We start from the raw sequence: 17,469 nt of genomic DNA, 5'->3' as shown, positions 1-17,469 counted from the left end.
ACACACTGTTATGGCTGAATACGTTGGAATCGACCTTGGTACCACCCTCTCCGGGCTGGCTTATCTCAAACCCGATGGCAACCCCGAAATCGTCCCGAACGCCGATGGCGAACGTCTCACGCACTCGGTGGTGTTCTTCGACGCGCATGAGGATGTGAAGCTCGTCGGCAGCGCCGCCCGCGACGGTGGCGAGCCGGACCGCACCATCTTCCAGATCAAGCGCTACATGGACGACCCGGAGCATCTGGTGGAGATCGACGGCAAAAAATGGACCCCGGCGGAGATTTCCGCGCTGATCCTGTCCAAGCTGAAGCGCGACTGCTCGAAGATCTGCGGTGACATCACCGAAGTGGTCATCACCGTGCCGGCCAACTTCAATGAACTGGCCCGCAAGAGCACCATCGCCGCCGCAGAGATGGCGGGCATGAAGGTGAAGCGCCTGGTGAACGAACCGACGGCGGCGGCGGTTTACTACGCGCACTCGCAGGGCGTGAAGGGCCGCATTTTGGTCTTTGACCTCGGCGGCGGCACGTTGGACACGACGATTCTTGAAGTGGAAGGCGACAACATCAAAATCCTCACCTCCGAAGGCGCACGTCATCTCGGCGGCAGCAACTTTGACGACATCCTGCTCGACGCGTATGCCGAGCAGTATAAAAAACAGACCGGCGCGGCTTTGTACACCGACGAACGTCATCGCCGCCGCGTCCTGCAGGCCACGGAAGATTCCAAGAAGATGCTCTCGAAGCTCCAGCGCGTGAATGACACCGTGGCGAACGACCAGAACAGCGGCATCGCCCGCATCGACCTGACGCGCGAAGGTTTTGAAAAGCTGATCCGCCACATGCTCACGCGCACAGTGTTTCTCGTCGAGCAGGCGCTGGATTCCGCGAAGTTAAAGCCTTCCGACATCGATCATGTCGTGCTGGTTGGTGGATCGACCCGCATCCCGAAGGTGAAGACGATTTTGGAAAAAATGTTCGGCAAGACGCCGAAGTCTTGCGGCAACGTGGACGAGTGCGTCGCCCTTGGCGCGGCCTTGTTCGCGAAAAAATCGTCGCGCATTCAAGAAGTCTGCAACGCGAGCTACGGCACGCTGGCGATGATTTACAACGCGAAAACTCAGGAGGAAAAGCTGATGAACTCCATCGTGATTCCGAAGAACACGCCGATTCCGTGTTCGCGCTCGCAGGTGTATCAGACCTCCGAAGACAACGAGCGCGTCATCGAGGTGGACATCACCCAGGGCGAGGATGGGGAAGCGAAGTTCGTTGATGTCATCGGCCGCATCACCCTTGAAGTGCCGCCGAACCGCCCGAAGGGCTGCGAGGTGGCCGTGACGTTCAGTTATGACGAAAACCAGCGCGTACGGGCCTTGGTAGTCGATAAACAGTCCGGGCGCAGCAAGGAAGTGGCCGTGACCTACAAGGGCGCGGGTGTGTTTACCGACGAAGAATTGAAGCGCCGCAGCCACCATCTTCGCGCCATGCGCATCGAGTAACCCTCCAGCCATCGAAGGAACCACGTCATGTTTAAAATTCTCAAGTCCCTCTCCAAATCCCTCGGCAGTGGCAAATCCGCCGCCGAAGCGAAAACCGCCGCCAAGCCGGGCAGCCTGCTCGACAAGGTGAGCAAAGGCACGCCAGCCGCCGCCAAAGCGGAGCCGCCGAAAAGTATCGAGGAGCTTTGCAGCATTACCCCCAAGATGACCAAGGATGAAATCCGCGCGCAGTTGAAGCTGCTGTTTCGCCGCTACAACCGCAGCGCCTCCAGCCTAGACGCTAACATCCGCGCCGAGGCCGACAAGATGCTCGACGCCATCGTGCAGGTGCGGGAGAAGAACTTTGGGGAGATTTGAGCACGCGGATTCAATGAACCCGCGACAGTGACTCGGTTTCCTTTGATCCCGAGTAAGACACACCCAGTAAGCGGATGCAATTCAGCAAACACGCGCTGAACTCGCCTCTGGAGAGGCAAGCTACTTGCGCCGCCGCTGTGTGACGAGACCGAGCATGCCGAGCAGCAGCAAGATGGCGCGGCCAGGCTCGGGTGTGTGGATGGGAGCGCCGGTGTCGTCGTAGGCCCAGTCTTTGATGAGGCCGCCAGAGGTGTTGTTGGTCAGCACCACACGCATCCAGCCATAGTAAGGACCAGCGGCGGCATTCGTGGTGAACTTGAAACCGAGGTAGCCTTCGACACCGGGATCGAACTGATTGCTGCCAGAGCCGAGATGCGAGACGGGATCGCCCGAACCGCCTTCACCCGTGGAGTAGAACAGGTCGGCATTCACGAGAGCGCCATAACTCAAGCGTACGATGGGATCATCGTTGTTGAGGCCGGTCCGAGCAGGCTGGAAGTCAGCGCTGTTGCCGATGGCAGAGCCGCCGAAGAAGGGATTGATGTCCCAGCCGGTGATGGTGGAGGTGCTGAACGCGCCAGTGTCGATGTCGAGGTACACGCCGTCGAAATCGGTGGGAAGGGCGATGTTTTGCAGGCCACTGTAGATGACGGCGGCCGGTGCTGGCACAGCGACGGCGAACAACAGCAGAGCAAGGAGAGTGTGGGAAAATTTCATGGCAAATCAGGTTAATGAGTGATCAGGGTGCGGTGACGACGACCCGGAAGAAGCGGGCTTTCTTGCCATTGAGGAACAGCGGGTACTTCACCGTGACGACCTCCACCTCGCTGTCGCTGGCGACGACCGTGGGCGTGACCGTGCTGCTGGTCCAGGAGCCGTCACCCGCGCTGAACTGCACGGTGTAGGTCAGGCCGGCGGCGGTGGCGTCCTTGCGGCGGACATGGGCGGCACGGAAATCCACGGCGGTGGGGGTGCTTGCCACGGTGGTCACCGGCGTACCGCGTGCGGTGATGTCACCACCGGCGGTGACGGTCAGCGGAGTGCTGTCAGTGCTGGTGGGATTGAGGCCGAAGGCGAACTCGACCACGTTGGCGACTCCATCACCATCGGCGTCGGCGGTGGGAGCTGCGGCTGCGGGGGAGAGACTTTGCAAGGGCGCCCATTCGGTGAACAACGATGCCCGCGTAATGGTGATGGTGTACGTTTTGATCGTGCCGTCCTGCGCGGTGACTTTCACGTCGATGGGGTTGGCGTTGACGTTCAAGGCGAGGTCCGCACTGGCGCTGCCGGAGGTGACGCTGGCGTAGGTGCCGCCATTGACGCGCACCTGCACTGTAGCGGTCGCATCGGCCACGGTCGGCGTGACGCTGACGCTGTTGACCGCGTTCACTACATTCGCCGTGTAGCTCGTGGTGCCAGCGGCAAACGTGGGCGAGAACGAACCTGTGCTGATGGTCAGAGCCGCGAGGTTCGCATCATTGCGCAGCGTGGTGAAGGTGGTGTCAGCACCGTTGGTGGTGCCGTTGGTGTTCGTGGCACTGGCACGATAGTGGTAGGTGGTGCCAGGGGTGAGGCCGGTCAGATTCAAACTGACCACTTGGGAGATGACATCATCATTCGGCGTGAGCGTGACGGTCGTGTCAGTGCCATAACTGGTGCTGGCACCGACCTGGAACTTCGCGGTGCTCTGCGTGCCGGTGGGGTTGATGCTGGCATTGAGCGTGGCCGTGGTGGCACCGATGCTGGTAGCAGGCGCGGTCGTGACAATCGGCGCGGTGGAGCCGCCTTGCTTGATGATGGTGTAGTTGTCCGGGGCGCTGCCGTCGGATTGGATGAAGGTGGCGACGAGGGTGTTGCCGTTGATGTCGAGATTCACCGTGCCGACTTGGCTATACGAGATATACATCGCGCTATGGTCGAGCGAACCACCGTCTGCCTGACCGGACATGCCGGCGGTGTTGTACACCGCGCCGAAGTTGGCGCGGGAACCGAGGAGGGGCTTGATGTAAGCGCCGTCGGCGGGGATCACGGCACCATTAACAGTTGCCGTGGCGGTGAAGCTGTTGGCGGCGTTGCGGATCTTGCCAGTGGCGCTGGTGGTGAAGCCGGTGGTGCTGCCGTTGCCGGCGTTTTTCTTCATCGCCGGGGTGATGGTGCCGGTGGTGCCGTAGTTGCCATTGAGCAGCACGCTGCGCTCGTAGTTATGGCTGTGACCGGTGAGCACGAGATCGACGCCGCCGGCTTCGAGGATGGGATTGAAGTTCGTGCGCATCTCGACCATCGGGCCTTCGGTGTCGGAGTCATGACTGCCTTTGGAATACGGCGGATGATGGAAGAAGGCGATGATCCAGGTCTTCGTGGTGCTGGCGATGTCCAGGCGGAGCCAAGCGGCCATCGGGCCGTCTTCGTTGACGCCGGTGGTGGTGGGGTTGTCCACAGTCCGCACGGAGGAGTTGGAGTCCAAGCAGATGAAGTGGATGTTGCCGTAGTCGAAGCTGTAGTAGTGCTCCGTGCCGCTGGCGACGCCGCCAGCTTCACCGGCGGCGGGGAAGGTGAACATGTCGAAGTAAGGATAAGAGTAGGGCGCACCGACGCCGCTGGGCGTGGTGTTATTGGCATCGTGATTCCCGAGCGTGCTCCACTGCGGCATCTTGCGGAAGATGGTGGGATACATGCGGAAGTAGCCGCTCTGGTATTCCGTGTCCGTGCCGCTGTTGTAGGCGTTGTCGCCGAGTTGAAGATTCAGATCGGGGACGCGGCTGCCCATCCAGTTGTAGTAGGCGTCACGGCCGGCGGCCTGCGTGGCGCTGCCGCGACCACAGTCACCCACAATCCAGATGCGGGTGTCCGTGGCGGTGCCGGGCACGGGTGCGGTGCGGAAGGTGTAATCGGCAGCCGTGGGCGTGGGGATGGTGTAGGCACCGGTGGTGACCGAGGTGGTGTCCGCCGCTTCAGGGGTGAGCGTGTCAAACGACGAACCGACGCTGTAATAGTAGCGTGTGTAAGGCGTGAGGCCGGTGAGCTTGACCTCATGATTCGTTTTGGCCGAGCTTTCGTCGGTAAACTGCGTGAGCGATCCGCTGGCCGTGCCATAGCGCACGCGGCCGACCACGCTCTGCGTCGTGCGCCAGCGGATGACGATGCTGTTTTGATTCGCCTGGTTCAAATACGGCCCGCGGGCCAGTGTGCCGCTGCCTGGCGCGGCATTGACCGTGATGTTCGCGGCGCTGGAGGCGGTGATGTTGCCATCGTTGTCCGTGGCGCGTGCAGTGAGGCTGTAGGCAGCGGCGGTGAAGCCGGTCCAGTCATAGGCATACGGGGCGCTCGTGTCTTCGCCGAGTTTGGTGCTGCCTTGATAAAACTCGACCTTCGTGATGGTGCCATCGCTGTCGCTGGCGTCGGCGGTGAGCGAAATCGTGTCGCCGACATAGAAAACGGTGCCGCCGGCCGGTGCGGTAAGCGTCGCAACCGGCGGCTGGCCGATGGGGACGCTGATGGCGACATTATCCAGGCCGATGATCTGGTCCGGCGAGGTGGCGGCGGCGTTGTCGTCCACCCAGCGGAACAGAATCGTCGCACCGGCGGCCCAAGTGCCGCTGAGGCTCAAGGTCGTGGCTGCAATCGTCGTGGTGCCCGCAGTGTTCGGCACGTTTGCGAGCGTCGGGTTCAGCGCACTCGCATTGGTCCACGTCGTGCCGTTGTCGAGCGAGTAAAACAACCAGTAGCCGGGCAGTTCATTCGCGGTGCCGACGGCGGTGTAGCGGATGATGTCGTAGCCGATCCTGATCGCGGAAAGCGCCGCACCGCTGCCGTTGGTCAGCGAGAGCTGGGCGGCGACACCTTCGAAAGTGGTCGGTGCGGTCGCCAGCACGCGGTTGCTGGTGTTACCGGCAGAGGCTGCCGCATTGTAGCCGTTGTTGTTGTTGGCGGCCGGCGTTGTGATGGCGGTGAGCGCGTTCGCATTGGCCGCCAAGGTGGCGACTCCGGCGGTGAGAATGCCATTGCTGTCCGTCCAGACGGCGTTGCCTGAAGTTGAGGTCGTGCCGATGCGCATGGACCAGCCGCTGGGCAGCGTGGTGCCGGCTGTGCCCATGCTGTCAAAATTCTGCGCATAAGCCCACAGCGCAGGATCACCGGTGACATTGATGACGCTCGATGTGGTGGTGCCGGCGTCGTTGTCCGTGGCCTTCGCAGTGAAAGTGTGCGCACCCGTGGCCAGCGCGGCGACGGTGAAGCTGTAGGGCGCGCTGGTGTCCTCGCCGAGCAGGGTTGTGCCATCGAAGAACTCGACCTTGCTGATGATGCCATCCGTGTCGCCAGCCGTCGCGGTCAGCACGAGCGGCACACCCGGCGCGGCACTGCTGCCGCTCGATGGGGCGGTGATGGCGACGGTCGGAGCCACGTTGTCCACGTTTGTGACCGAGAAGGCCACGGCAGCAGAGGTGGCCGTGGTGTTGGCGTTGTCGGTGGCCTTTGCGGTCAGTGAGTAACTGCCAGTGATGACACCCGTCCAGGCAAAGGTGTAAGGAGCCGTGCTGTCCTCACCGAGCTTCGTCGCACCATTGAAGAACTCCACCAGTGTCACAGTGCCGTCCGCGTCGGCAGCATCTGCGGTCAGGTTGATGGTGGCGAGCGCATCGAAGCTCGCGCCATTCGTGGGTGCGGTGATCGCCACGGTGGGCGGCACGCTGGCATTCACCGTCACATTCACCACGGCGGAGAGCGTCGCCTGAGCGTTGTTATCCACGGCGACGGCGGTGAAACTATAGCTGCCGACGAGCAGGCTGGAGACGCTTTGTTCATAGGGTGCCGAGGTGTCCTCGCCCAGTTTCGTGCCGCCTCGATAAAACTCCACGCGGGCGATGCTGCCGTCCGCATCCGCTGCATCCGCCGTGAGTGTGAAGCCTGCGGGTGAGGTGAAACTCGCATTGTTTGCCGGTGCGGTGAGCGCCACCGTCGGCGCGGCATTGGCGGCGGTGGTGAAGCGCCGCGTGCTGCTGGTGGCGGTGTTGATGCTGTCATTGGCCGTCGCATACCATTCAAAGTTCTTGCCAGCCTCCAAACCGGTCCAGTTGAGGTTCGCCGTGGCGCCGCCGGCAGCCACATTCACCGTGCCGAGCGGAATCCAGTCCGTCGGCGAGTTCTGCATGTTGTAGTTGAGGGTGAACTCGCTGTCGGCATCCGTTTCATAGGTGCCTGCGGCTGGATTCACCGGATTGGAGACGCGGTAGGTCTTGGCCGTGATCGTGTTGTTCGCAGGCGAGAAGATGAAGTAGCGCAGCCAGCCGTCGCCACCATTGGTGCGGCCCTGGTAGTCCTGGAGCACCGAATAGACCGTGCGGCCTTCGAAAGTGTCTGAGCGGCGGCCTTCACCCGCGACGTGACCGCCGAGCATGAGGAAGAGGTTCGGGTTGTCCTTCAGCTCGTTGTAAATGATCTGGCCCTGGCCGCTGAAAGCTGCGGGATTGCCCGTTTCGACCATCCAATGTGTGGTAATAATCGCGCGGCGGTTCGGGTGCGCCTTGAGCAGCGCGTCCGCCCAATCGAGCAGCGGCTGCCAGGTGCTTTGGGCACCGGTGAGATACTCAAAGCTGATGCCGATGAAATCGAGGCCGCTGGCGCTGAAGAGTTGGTAGCTGTTGTTGTTATTCGTGCCGTAGTTGCCGCCATAGTAGTTCCTTCCAGCGAAGCGCGCGGTGCCAAAGTATTGATTGTAACCAGTCGTTGAGCCGGTGCCGCCGCCCGTGCCGTAGTCGTGGTTGCCAAGCGTCACGCCATACGGGATGCCGTAGGCGCGCAGGGAAGTGGCGGGGTTCTCGATGGTCTTCATGGCACCATCAGGCACGAGCCACTCAGCGGGGACTGCATCGCCGTTTTGCACGATGTCACCCATGTGGCTGACGAAGGCGAGGTTCGGCATGGCGACCGAGTTCCGGTTGTCAAACAGCCACTGTGTCTGCGCGAAGTAAGTGGCGGAACGGCCATTGTTGTTGAGGTTCTCCGAGTAGAATTGCGTGTCCGGCAGCGTGGCGACGGTGAAATCCGCACCGGGAGTGGCTGGTGTCGTCTGGCGGCCATAAAACGTCACCGTCTGTGCATCGCCTTCAGGATCGGCGATGCTGGCGCTGATCGTGGTGGAGGAACCGATGCCCGTGGCGTTGTTCGCCGGTGCGGTGAGCGTGATGACCGGCGGTTGGTTCGAGTTCGGCATGACCGTGATGCTCACGGCGGTCGAGGTGGCAGTCGCGCCGTTGTTGTCCGTGGCTCTGGCAGTCAGCGAGTAAGTGCCCATCGCCACGGCAGTCCAGTCGAAGGTATAAGGAGAGGGTCCGGTGGTGTCCTCGCCCACCTTGGTCGTGCCCTGGAAGAACTCCACTTTGGTAATCGTGCCGTCGCTGTCCGCCGCATCCGCCGCAAAAGACACCAAGGCGGGGGCCATGCCGTTGTAAGCCACCGTGGGTGAGGTCAACGTTACCGTCGGTGCTGTGTTGGAGACAAACGGCGCGCCATCGACCCAGAGCGGGCCGTTGGTCAGCGTGCCCACGGGTGCTCCAGCAGTGCCAGGCGTGTTGGCCGTTGTCGTGCCGGTGCCCTCATTGACTCCGTAGCGGCCAATCAAGCCCGTCGCCGTCGCGATCTCTGTGTCCTTGGCCGCCGCGATCTCCGCTGCGCTGCGCGCATAGTTCCACACCCGCACTTCATCCATGCGCCCGGCGAAGGCGCCTTCGGGGACACCCGTGGAATTGAAGGCCGCGCCAACGCCGAAGTGCTGAATGCTGTCATAACGCGGCAGCGCATTCGCAGCGGCGGTCGCGGTGCCCACCTGCGCACCGTCGAGATAAACCTTCCATGTCGTTGTGGGACCGTCGTAACTCACGGCGGCGTGATACCACTGGTTGTTCACGATCGGCGTGTTCGCCGCCGTCACCGGGTAGTTTTGCCCGGCGGTGATGCCCGAGGCCGGATACGCTTCAAAATCGGCCACCAGCAGGCCGCCGGTGGTGACGCCGAAGAAGTAGTTGCAGTCGATGTTGCTGTTCTCACCCTCACCGCGGCCTTTGCCAAACAACGGCACCGCGCTCACACCGCCGCCTCCGGAACTTGATACGACGCCCGTGCCTTCCTTGCGGAACCAGCACTCCAGCGTGAAACCGTTGTTCGGCGGACCACCGGCGTTTAGCGCCGCTGCGGTGCCCATGGTGACATAATCGTTCACGCCGTCGAAATACAGCGCGGTCTTCGCTGGATCGGTGACCGCGCTTACGATCACCGCCGCGCTGGTCGTCACCGCGCTGGTGTTGTCCGTCGCACGTGCGGTGTAGCTGAGCACTCCGGCGGCGTAGCCGGTGTCGGCGAAGTTGTAAGGCGCTGTCGTGTCGGTGTTGATCACCACGCCGTTGCGCAAGAACTCCACCTGTGTGATCGAGCCGTCAGAGTCCGCCGCATTGGCGGTGAGCGTGTAGGAACCACTGCTCACCACGGCGGCTGCGCCAGCGGTGGGGGACGTGAGAGTGACGGTAGGGAGTGCATTCGAGCCTGCGGTGACGACCACATTGTCCAGACCATAGATCTGATCAGGCGAGTAGGTTTCAGCGTTATCATCCATCCAGCGCAGCAGGAGGTTGGAGCTACTGGCCCAGTTCGAGCCGAGGGTGACAACTGTATTTGCCACGGTGGTGACGCCGGTTGTGTTTGGCACCGTGGTGCTGTTCGAGTTCAGGGCGGCGACATTCGTCCATGTGGTGCCGTTATCGAGACTGTAGAAGAACCAATAGCCTGGCAGTTGATTTGCCGCCGCAGAGGTGGAAAAACGCCGGATGTCATAGGCAATCTGAAACGTGGTCAAAGCTCCGCCGCTGGTGTTCGTCAACGAAAGCTGGACGCCGATGCCAGAACCCGTGGTGGGAGAGGCGCCCAGTGCGCGGTCAGCGGTGGAGGCGGGCAGTGCATAGTTGTAGCCGTTCGTGTTGCTCGTGGCGGCGTAGGTAGTCGCTGCCACAAGGGTCGTCGATTGCGTGCCATTCGGCAGTCCCGCAGCGGGGATGGTGGTGGTCCATGTCGTGCTCGCGCCGCCAAGAGCACCGCGAATGGTCCAGCCTGCGGGCGGTGTCGTGCCAGACGTGCCCATGCTGTTAAAATTCTCCGCGTAGGTGGTCGTGAGATCGACTGCTTGTGCAGCCAAGGCGGTGAGCACGAGGAGTGCGGTAAGGATTTGTCGTTTCATCGGGAGGGAGGTGACGTGGTAATGGGGACGGGTGGTGTCGTGATGGAAATGGACGGTCCGGCGGTGCTGGCAGGCGGCACGGCAATGATCGGTGCTGGCGCTGGCGCGGCAGCTGCGACTGACTGTGCGAGATTCGCCGCCGCCTGCTCCGCGAGCCTGCTCATGGCATGCGAGCCACGCTCCAGATTCGGCAATGCGGCGAGGTGCGTGGCGAGCGCCTGCCATGCGGCGCGGGATGCTGCATGGCGTCCGGCTTGTGCGAGTAGTTGCGCACGTTTCGCCATCCACGGCTCCGGACGCGGCGCAGATTTTTGCATCGCCTCAATGCGTGAAAGCGCCGCATCGAAATGTCCGGCCGCGGTCTCGATCTCCATCGCCTTCAAAACGAGCGACGGCACCGCACCGACGGCTTGCAGTCCGCGTTGGAGCACCTGCACGGCCTCCTCGCCATGACCGCATGCCATCAGGGCCTCCGCCACTTCTTGAAACAGATCTGGCTCAGGATGCGGCGTTTTCTCCAACGCCCGGCGGTAGTCGTTTAAACACGGCTCGTCCTGTTTCAACTGCTTCAGCACTCGCGCCCGTTGCAGCAGGCCCTGCGGCTGGTTCGCATGTGCCATTAACAAATCATTGAGCACCGCCAATGCCGCCTCCCAGTGGCCCGCGAGCGCCAGCGCCTCGCCACGCACGAGTTCTGACTCCAGCATACCGGGAGCCAGTCGGTCGGCCCGCTCCAGATCGATCAGCGCCGTCTTCCAGTCCGCATGCTCCAGATGCAGACGACCGCGTTTCACATACAGCTCGGCGTTGTCCGGCTCCGCCTTGATCTGCGCTGAAATTGCCGTCTCCAGATCATGATAAGTGCCGTGCGCATGCAGGAGCGCCATGCTGCCGCACAGCCATGTGACCGCATACAGCAACAACTGCGCAGGAAGCAAAGAATGTGACGGCCAAGGATGCATGAACCGCATTCAAAGGACAAAAAACGCACCGGCGCATCGAAACGCAGTGACGCTTTCGACAGTGAGTTAATCGTCACAAACGCCGCGCGCAGTCCGCGCCAATGTCACGGTTCAGGCAGTGAGCAAACTGTCACTCGAACATGTTGGGCAGTCTGCGCCGCATGCGCCACGCATGCAGTGCCTGCTATTAGAGCGACGGAGTTCCTCCATGCCTCGCTAACCCAGCAACACCCGACACCTCTCGTGAAATTTATCTCCATGTCCCTCATCGGCCTGCTCGCCGCCACGACTGCCGCACTGGCGCAGACCACCGTGATCTCCGAGCCCTCCGGCTACACCACGCTCAATCTCCCCGCCGGTGCCAGCACCTTCGTCGGCCTCAATCTGGTGCCGCCAACCGCGTACGCAGGCACGTTTGATGTCGTGGCCGCCGACACCACGCGCCGCACCATCACGCTGACCGCCGCTGGCACCGGGTTGACCAACAATCAGTTCAACACCGTGCCGCATTTCATCGAAATCACCACGCCGGGACCGCGCCAGGGCATGAATACCGTGATCACCGGCACCTTCGCCAGTGGCAGCAGTATCGTTTTGCAGGATGCTCTGCCAGCAGACATCGTGAGCGGCGGCACCGTCACGATTCGCCGGTTGTGGACGCTGAGCACCGTCTTTGGAGCCACCAATCAGGCCGGACTCACCGGCGGCATCTCCAGCAACAGCGCGGACCTCATCCGCGTCCCCAACAGCGCCGCAGGGTATGATCAGTACTTCTATTCCACCGGCGGCTTCACCGGCATCGGCTGGCGTCAGATCGGCGCTGGCACCGCGAACAAGGCCAGCGTGCCGTTGTACTTCACCGATGGCTTTTACATCTTCAATCGTGGCGCGACCAAGTCCGTCACACTCCCCGGCACCATCAAGACCGGTCCCACGCAGGTGCTCATCGAGACGGGCAACAACTACCTCGCCAACCTCTGCCCGGTGCAGTCCAATATCACCAACCAGGGCCGCACACTGGGCAACAGCGGCTTGTACAACGGCACCACAAACGGCCTCACGGGTGCCACCTCCGCTGAAAACGCCGACTTGGTGCTCGTGCCAAATGGCGCAGGCTACATTCAGTACTTTTACTCCACCGGCGGCTTCACCGGAGTCGGTTGGCGCAAGATCGGCGCGGGTAGCACGGACCAGTCATCCACGCCGCTGGCCGAAGGCTGCTTTATTGTCTATCGCAAAGGCGCGCCGGTGATGGTCCAGCTCACGCAGGGCAGTTTCTGATCCCTCATCGTTCCTGCCATGCACAATCATCTGCTGTTCGGTCTCGCCGCTCTTTGGCTCAGTGTTGCATCCGCAGGCGCGGCCACCATCACCATCGACAATCTCAACGCCGCTGGGGATGGCGCATTCGGTCTTGCCGATAACTCAGGCACGCTCCTCACCACCGCCACTGGCCGCGTAATCATCGGCCGCATGACCATGAGCGATGCCAGCATCACCAACCATTTCAACCTTGGCAATATCGCGGACATCTGGGCCGCGTTTCAGCCCTTCGACACCGCCTTCAATCCCGATTCACTCGCCCCTGGAGCATTTCAACTCGACCGCATCGCCGACACTCGCGCCAGCCACAATGCCCTCGGCGGCAACGCCATTTATGTGTGGGCATGGAATAACACCAGCGCGACACCCGTGTCTGCCACCCAAGGTTTGATCGCGCATCTCTCAGATGTTTTTCCCACCGATCCCGAGTTGCCAGGTTCTCCCCTCACCGCCGTCGCTCATCTGCGTTCGCCTGCCGCTCTCGTTGTTGGTGCCGTTGGGACATCTTATGACTATAATCTCGGCAGTGGTCCACTGCCGACGTATCAGTTATCTGTCGCGGGTGCAGCGCCGGAGCCATCACGCGCCGCCTTGGCCCTGATCGGCGCATGCTTCGTGTTTTTCCGCCGCCGACGGTAGAAACCTGCGCCAGTGTGCGGCATGAAGCTCGACCGCCTCATCGCCAGTCATCACGCCATGGGGCGGCAGGCCGCGCATCACACCATCGCCGCAGGACGAGTGCGAGTGAATGATGTGACCGTGACCGACAGCCATCATCCCGTGGATCGTTTCACGCAGGTCAATCTCGATGACGCGATCATCCAGCAGCCGGAACGTGCGCTTTACCTCATGCTCCACAAACCGGCGGGCATTCTCAGTGCCACGAAGGACGCTCAACATCCCACCGTGCTCGATTTGATCGACGATCCTGACAAACACACACTGCACCTCGCCGGACGGCTGGACCGCAGCACTTCGGGGCTGGTGCTGCTCACCAATGACGGTCGCTGGTCGAAACGGCTGATGGCTGCCGAGGAGAAAGTGCCGAAGGTTTATCTTGTCGAAACCCTCGACCCCATTGCGCCCGAAGCTGTCGATGCTTTTGCCGCTGGATTCTACTTCCACACCGAGGACATCACCACGCTGCCTGCCGAACTGGTCATCCTGGGCGAACGCAGCGCCCGGCTGACGCTGCATGAGGGCCGCTATCATCAGGTGAAGCGCATGTTTCACCGCGTAAACAACCGCGTGCTGCGCCTGCACCGCGAGAGCATTGGCTTGATCATGCTGCCAGCGGATCTCTTGCCCGGGCAATGGCGGCAGCTCAACGCTACAGAAATTCAGGCAGCCGCCGCCAGCGTTTGAGGCCCCCGCTTCTGGTGAATCCCCGTTTTTTCAGCAATTCCGGCTTTCGCAGATGAATTTCAGCCGTTACTCTCCGCGCCTTGTGACCCCCCCGCGCATGTATCTCAGCATTTGGTTAGGCATCATGTTGGCAGCCGACACCGGCTGTACAACGCAAAAGGCCGCAAAGCCGGACCAGCTTGCCATCGAGCAGGCACGCAAAGCATTGCCAGTCGATGAAAAGGAGAATCCACTGGTAAAGCGGCTCAACAATCCTTCCTCGATGCCCGTCGTGCCGCCCGCCGGTGCGCGTACGTCGTATTCTTCCGTCAAGATCACGCAGCAGACACTGGCGATGACCTTTGACGACGGCCCGCACCCCAGCCTGACGCCGAAGCTGCTCGACCTTCTCAAAGAGCGGAACATCAAATGCACCTTCTTCCTCATCGGCCAGCAGGTGAAGATGTATCCCGCCATCGTGCGCCGCATCATCGCGGAAGGGCATGAGATCGGCAATCACACCTGGACGCATTGCAGCCTTACCAGCCGCTCCGATGAGCAGATCCGCAATGAGCTCAAAAAATCCGAGGATGCCGTCTATGAAGTGGCCGGTGTGCGTCCGCATCTCGTGCGTCCGCCTTACGGCGCGATCAACCAGCGCATCAAAGACTTCATAGTTAAAGAATTCGGCTACTCCACCATCATGTGGTCCGTCGATCCACAGGACTGGCGCCGCCCCGGCGTCGCGGCAGTGACCAGCCGTCTCGTCAATGGCGCTCATCCTGGTGCCATCATGCTCTCGCATGACATCCATCCGCCCACCATCACCGCCATGCCGGCCATGTTCGACCAGCTTCTCGCGAAGGGTTATCAATTCGTCACCGTCAGCCAGCTCCTGAACATGGAGAAGGCCTCGATGCCTGTTGGCGTGATTGTTCGTCCTGCCGAAGTCATCAGTGACAAAGATCCCAAGCCGCTGCCGCAGACCAAGCCGAAGGCTTGATCCCAGCGCTGTGCCTGAAAATAGAGAAAGCGCCCCAGGCGGAGCTGGGACGCTTTCAAACCCGCCTGTGCCGTCCGAATACAAAGGGCTCACGTATCCCATGAGACCAGGTGGGAACCCGCGTGATGAAGCTCTGTCTTCCAGTGAAGGCATGACATGTCACTTCAGCGCGTAGCCCCCGTAGCTAATGAATCGGGCCGGGCCACAAAGCTCGAAAACGAACACCGCAGGAAGTTAAGAAGCCGCACGGAGCGGCGGAAATTTCAAAGAGCAGGCCGGCGGCGAACTGCCAACCACAAGTCGCCAATGTTAGGCCTTGATGACGCTGCGATCAACCAGTGGCTCGTCATGAGTTAACATAACACGACGATTTGCAGTTCAGCCTCAGGAAACCTCGGTCATCCGCCGTTCTCTCCGCACTCAACCATGAAACACACGCTCCTGTTCCTCTCCCTGCTCGTTCTGCCTGCCGTCGCCCAAGACAAGGCCCTGCTCGACCTCGCGCTGGAGCCACCGCTGATCAACACGCAGCCCGGGCCTGAATACAACGCGGACAAACGCCCCGGCAACATGATCATCGGCCTCGACCGCACACCGAAAGGCCGCTTGTGGGCCGCGTGGGTCGGCAATGGTGATTCGCCGAATGGCTTCTTCATGCTCGCGACGAGTGATGATGATGGCAAAACGTGGTCGAAGCCGCGTGTCGTCATCGATCCGCAGGATGGTGAACTGAACGGCGTGCGCTACGAACGCCGTGCGCTCGTGGGCAGTCTGTGGACCGATCCGCAGGGCCGTTTGTGGTGCTTCTTCGATCAAAGCCTCGGCTACTTCGACGGCCGCTGCGGCGACTGGTTCATCCGCTGCGATGATCCCGATGCCGCCGAGCCGAAGTGGACCGCGCCAGTGCGCTTTGCGGATGGCTGCACGCTGAACAAGCCCACAGTGCTCTCGAATGGTGACTGGCTGCTCCCGGTTGCGCTCTGGACTCGCGACCGCATGGGCGGTCCCGGCGTGGACCAGGAAGCACACAAGGATCTCGACGTGATCCGCATGGCGAACGTCTTCGCTTCGACTGACCAAGGCAAAACGTGGACGCGCCGCAGTGGTGTGGCCTTTCCGCGCACCGACTTCGACGAGCACATGATCGTCGAGCGCAAGGATGGCAGCCTGTGGATGCTTGCGCGCACGAAGGACGGCATCAGCGAGAGCGTTTCGAGCGACAAAGGCGTGACGTGGAGCGAACCACAGCCTTCCACCATCCAAAACCCCAGCGCACGCTTCTTCATCCGTCGCCTTGCTTCGGGTAAACTCATCCTCGTAAAGAATGGGCCGATCAATGTGCGGCTGCCGAATCGCACGAACTTGAAAGCGTTCTTGTCGGACGACGATGGCAAGACCTGGGGCAAAGGCCTGCTCATTGATGATCGCGCTTCTGTCTCCTATCCCGATGGTTTCCAGGCTCCGAATGGCGACATCCACATCCTCTATGACTGGAACCGCCACACCGACGGGGAGATCCTGCATGTGAAGTTCACCGAGGAGGACATCCTCAAGCAGGCGGAGCTTGGCAAGCTGACGATGGACCCGGAGGAGATCAAACGCCGCGCCACAGTCGGCAAGACCGTGGTCAACAAGGCGCTCGCTCCCAAGCTGCCGAAAAACATCACGCCTGATCCGAAATGGGCTGCGCAGGCGATTGAAGACGCGAAACAGGACTTCAAGAGCATCCCTTACGACGGCATCACACCGAACAAGATGGTCTGCGACACCACGCTGCGCGAACTGCCCGACGGCTCGTGGATTCTCTTCATCCTCGCCGGTGGCGACACCGAACCCAGCCCGCTGAACTACACCGGCGTCACCCGCAGCACGGATCAGGGCAAGACTTGGACGCCGCTGGAGCGCTTCGATGTCGGATTCCCGCGCGAAGGCAAAACCATCGGTCAGGGACCGACGGAACTCATGATCCACGGCCAGCGCAGCACGCTGTTCTTCTCCACGCACTCGAAGCACTGGGCGAATGACTGGCGCTCGTGGTTCCTCACCAGCGACGACTCCTTCAAGACCTGGAGCAAGCCGATGGAAGTCCCCGGACGCCTCAAGGAGCGCACTTTCATCCGCAAGCACATCGTCTGCAAAGACGGCCGCATCATGATCCCGTTCCAGCATTACATCGGCCCGGATGACGAGCAGGACAAAGCGCCGCTTGACCGCGCCTTCACCAATCCACGCAACGGCGTCCTCATCAGCAGCGACGGTGGCAAAACCTGGACCGAGCACGGCAACATCCGCCTCACGCCAAACAGCCGTTACTTTGGCTGGGCGGAGAACGATCTCTTCGAGCATCCCGATGGCCGCATCACCATGGTCATCCGTGCTGACGGTCTCGGCGGCCTACTCTACAAGGCGGAGAGCAAGGACGGCGGCAAAACCTGGCCCGAATTCGCCAGTGTCACGAACATCCCCAATCCCGGCAGCAAAACCACGCTCTACAACCTCGGCGGCGACACCGTCGCCATCCTGCACAATCCCAACAGCAAGCACCGCAGCCCCATGGCCCTATGGATCAGCTTCGACGGCATGAAGACCTGGCCGTATCAACGTGTGCTCCAGCAGGAATCCGTCGATGGCCCCAAAGGCCGCATGAACTACCCCGACGGCTTCGTCAGTGCTGATAAACAATGGCTTCACTTCGCCTTCGACGACAATCGTCACCGCGCCGTGCATTACTCCGCGAAGCTGCCGCCACAGTAGC

Annotated in this window: 10 protein-coding genes and 1 other RNA gene; 7 read left to right on the top strand and 4 right to left on the bottom strand. The window is 61.5% G+C overall.

The genetic code is table 11. The features are described 5' to 3' along the window. Positions 1-10 precede the first annotated feature (10 nt). On the top strand, positions 11-1,501 hold the full coding sequence (locus tag ACKVY0_RS23570; protein ID WP_409217310.1) for an Hsp70 family protein: 1,491 nt from the start codon (positions 11-13) through the stop codon (positions 1,499-1,501). A 27-nt stretch (positions 1,502-1,528) separates the two neighbouring features. Beyond that, positions 1,529-1,858: a hypothetical protein gene (locus ACKVY0_RS23565; RefSeq protein ID WP_409217309.1), complete on the top strand. Its 330-nt coding sequence runs from the start codon at positions 1,529-1,531 to the stop codon at positions 1,856-1,858. A gap of 120 nt (positions 1,859-1,978) precedes the next feature. Here ACKVY0_RS23565 and ACKVY0_RS23560 read toward each other — a convergent pair whose 3' ends face one another. The 3 genes from ACKVY0_RS23560 to ACKVY0_RS23550 are packed head-to-tail and all read right to left on the bottom strand — an operon-like array spanning position 1,979 to position 11,044. Further along, the gene (locus ACKVY0_RS23560; protein WP_409217308.1) at positions 1,979-2,575 is read right to left on the bottom strand and encodes a PEP-CTERM sorting domain-containing protein; all 597 of its coding nucleotides are present in this window, start codon (positions 2,573-2,575) and stop codon (positions 1,979-1,981) included. A 22-nt stretch (positions 2,576-2,597) separates the two neighbouring features. After that, positions 2,598-10,082 carry an Ig-like domain-containing protein gene (locus ACKVY0_RS23555; protein ID WP_409217307.1) on the bottom strand — a complete coding sequence of 2,495 codons (7,485 nt, stop codon included), beginning with the start codon at positions 10,080-10,082 and terminating at the stop codon, positions 2,598-2,600. Beyond that, positions 10,079-11,044 (bottom strand): hypothetical protein, encoded by a 966-nt coding sequence (locus tag ACKVY0_RS23550; protein WP_409217306.1) that lies wholly within the window; start codon positions 11,042-11,044, stop codon positions 10,079-10,081. The genes ACKVY0_RS23555 and ACKVY0_RS23550 overlap by 4 nt, the downstream gene beginning before the upstream one ends. A gap of 243 nt (positions 11,045-11,287) precedes the next feature. Between ACKVY0_RS23550 and ACKVY0_RS23545 the strand changes: the two genes are divergently transcribed. The 4 genes from ACKVY0_RS23545 (at position 11,288) to ACKVY0_RS23530 (ending at position 14,714) form a co-directional block, all read left to right on the top strand. Continuing rightward, the gene (locus ACKVY0_RS23545; protein WP_409217305.1) at positions 11,288-12,325 is read left to right on the top strand and encodes a TIGR02597 family protein; all 1,038 of its coding nucleotides are present in this window, start codon (positions 11,288-11,290) and stop codon (positions 12,323-12,325) included. An 18-nt stretch (positions 12,326-12,343) separates the two neighbouring features. Beyond that, positions 12,344-13,006 (top strand): hypothetical protein, encoded by a 663-nt coding sequence (locus tag ACKVY0_RS23540; protein WP_409217304.1) that lies wholly within the window; start codon positions 12,344-12,346, stop codon positions 13,004-13,006. A gap of 21 nt (positions 13,007-13,027) precedes the next feature. Next, positions 13,028-13,732, top strand: a complete 705-nt coding sequence (locus ACKVY0_RS23535; protein WP_409217303.1) for a pseudouridine synthase — start codon at positions 13,028-13,030, stop codon at positions 13,730-13,732. A gap of 97 nt (positions 13,733-13,829) precedes the next feature. After that, positions 13,830-14,714: a polysaccharide deacetylase family protein gene (locus ACKVY0_RS23530; protein WP_409217302.1), complete on the top strand. Its 885-nt coding sequence runs from the start codon at positions 13,830-13,832 to the stop codon at positions 14,712-14,714. Positions 14,715-14,768: 54 nt separating this feature from the next. On the opposite strand, the gene ssrS is transcribed toward ACKVY0_RS23530, so the two are convergent. Then, positions 14,769-14,950, bottom strand: a non-coding RNA gene (ssrS, locus tag ACKVY0_RS23525) — 6S RNA. Positions 14,951-15,140: 190 nt separating this feature from the next. On the opposite strand from ssrS, the gene ACKVY0_RS23520 reads away from it, so the two are divergent. After that, complete coding sequence (locus ACKVY0_RS23520; protein ID WP_409217301.1) at positions 15,141-17,468, top strand: sialidase family protein; 2,328 nt, start codon at positions 15,141-15,143, stop codon at positions 17,466-17,468. Position 17,469 lies beyond the last annotated feature (1 nt).

It is taken from the genome of Prosthecobacter sp. (assembly GCF_046154365.1).
In the GTDB taxonomy this organism is placed as follows: domain Bacteria; phylum Verrucomicrobiota; class Verrucomicrobiia; order Verrucomicrobiales; family Verrucomicrobiaceae; genus Prosthecobacter.
This window is presented reverse-complemented; position numbering and strand designations above follow the sequence as displayed.

Coding starts and splice junctions, on each gene's coding strand:
- ACKVY0_RS23570 (WP_409217310.1), top strand. CDS start 11: ATGGCTGAATACGTTGGAATCGACCTTGGTACCACCCTCTCCGGGCTG.
- ACKVY0_RS23565 (WP_409217309.1), top strand. CDS start 1,529: ATGTTTAAAATTCTCAAGTCCCTCTCCAAATCCCTCGGCAGTGGCAAA.
- ACKVY0_RS23560 (WP_409217308.1), bottom strand. CDS start 2,575: ATGAAATTTTCCCACACTCTCCTTGCTCTGCTGTTGTTCGCCGTCGCT.
- ACKVY0_RS23555 (WP_409217307.1), bottom strand. CDS start 10,082: ATGAAACGACAAATCCTTACCGCACTCCTCGTGCTCACCGCCTTGGCT.
- ACKVY0_RS23550 (WP_409217306.1), bottom strand. CDS start 11,044: ATGCATCCTTGGCCGTCACATTCTTTGCTTCCTGCGCAGTTGTTGCTG.
- ACKVY0_RS23540 (WP_409217304.1), top strand. CDS start 12,344: ATGCACAATCATCTGCTGTTCGGTCTCGCCGCTCTTTGGCTCAGTGTT.
- ACKVY0_RS23535 (WP_409217303.1), top strand. CDS start 13,028: ATGAAGCTCGACCGCCTCATCGCCAGTCATCACGCCATGGGGCGGCAG.
- ACKVY0_RS23530 (WP_409217302.1), top strand. CDS start 13,830: ATGTATCTCAGCATTTGGTTAGGCATCATGTTGGCAGCCGACACCGGC.
- ACKVY0_RS23520 (WP_409217301.1), top strand. CDS start 15,141: ATGAAACACACGCTCCTGTTCCTCTCCCTGCTCGTTCTGCCTGCCGTC.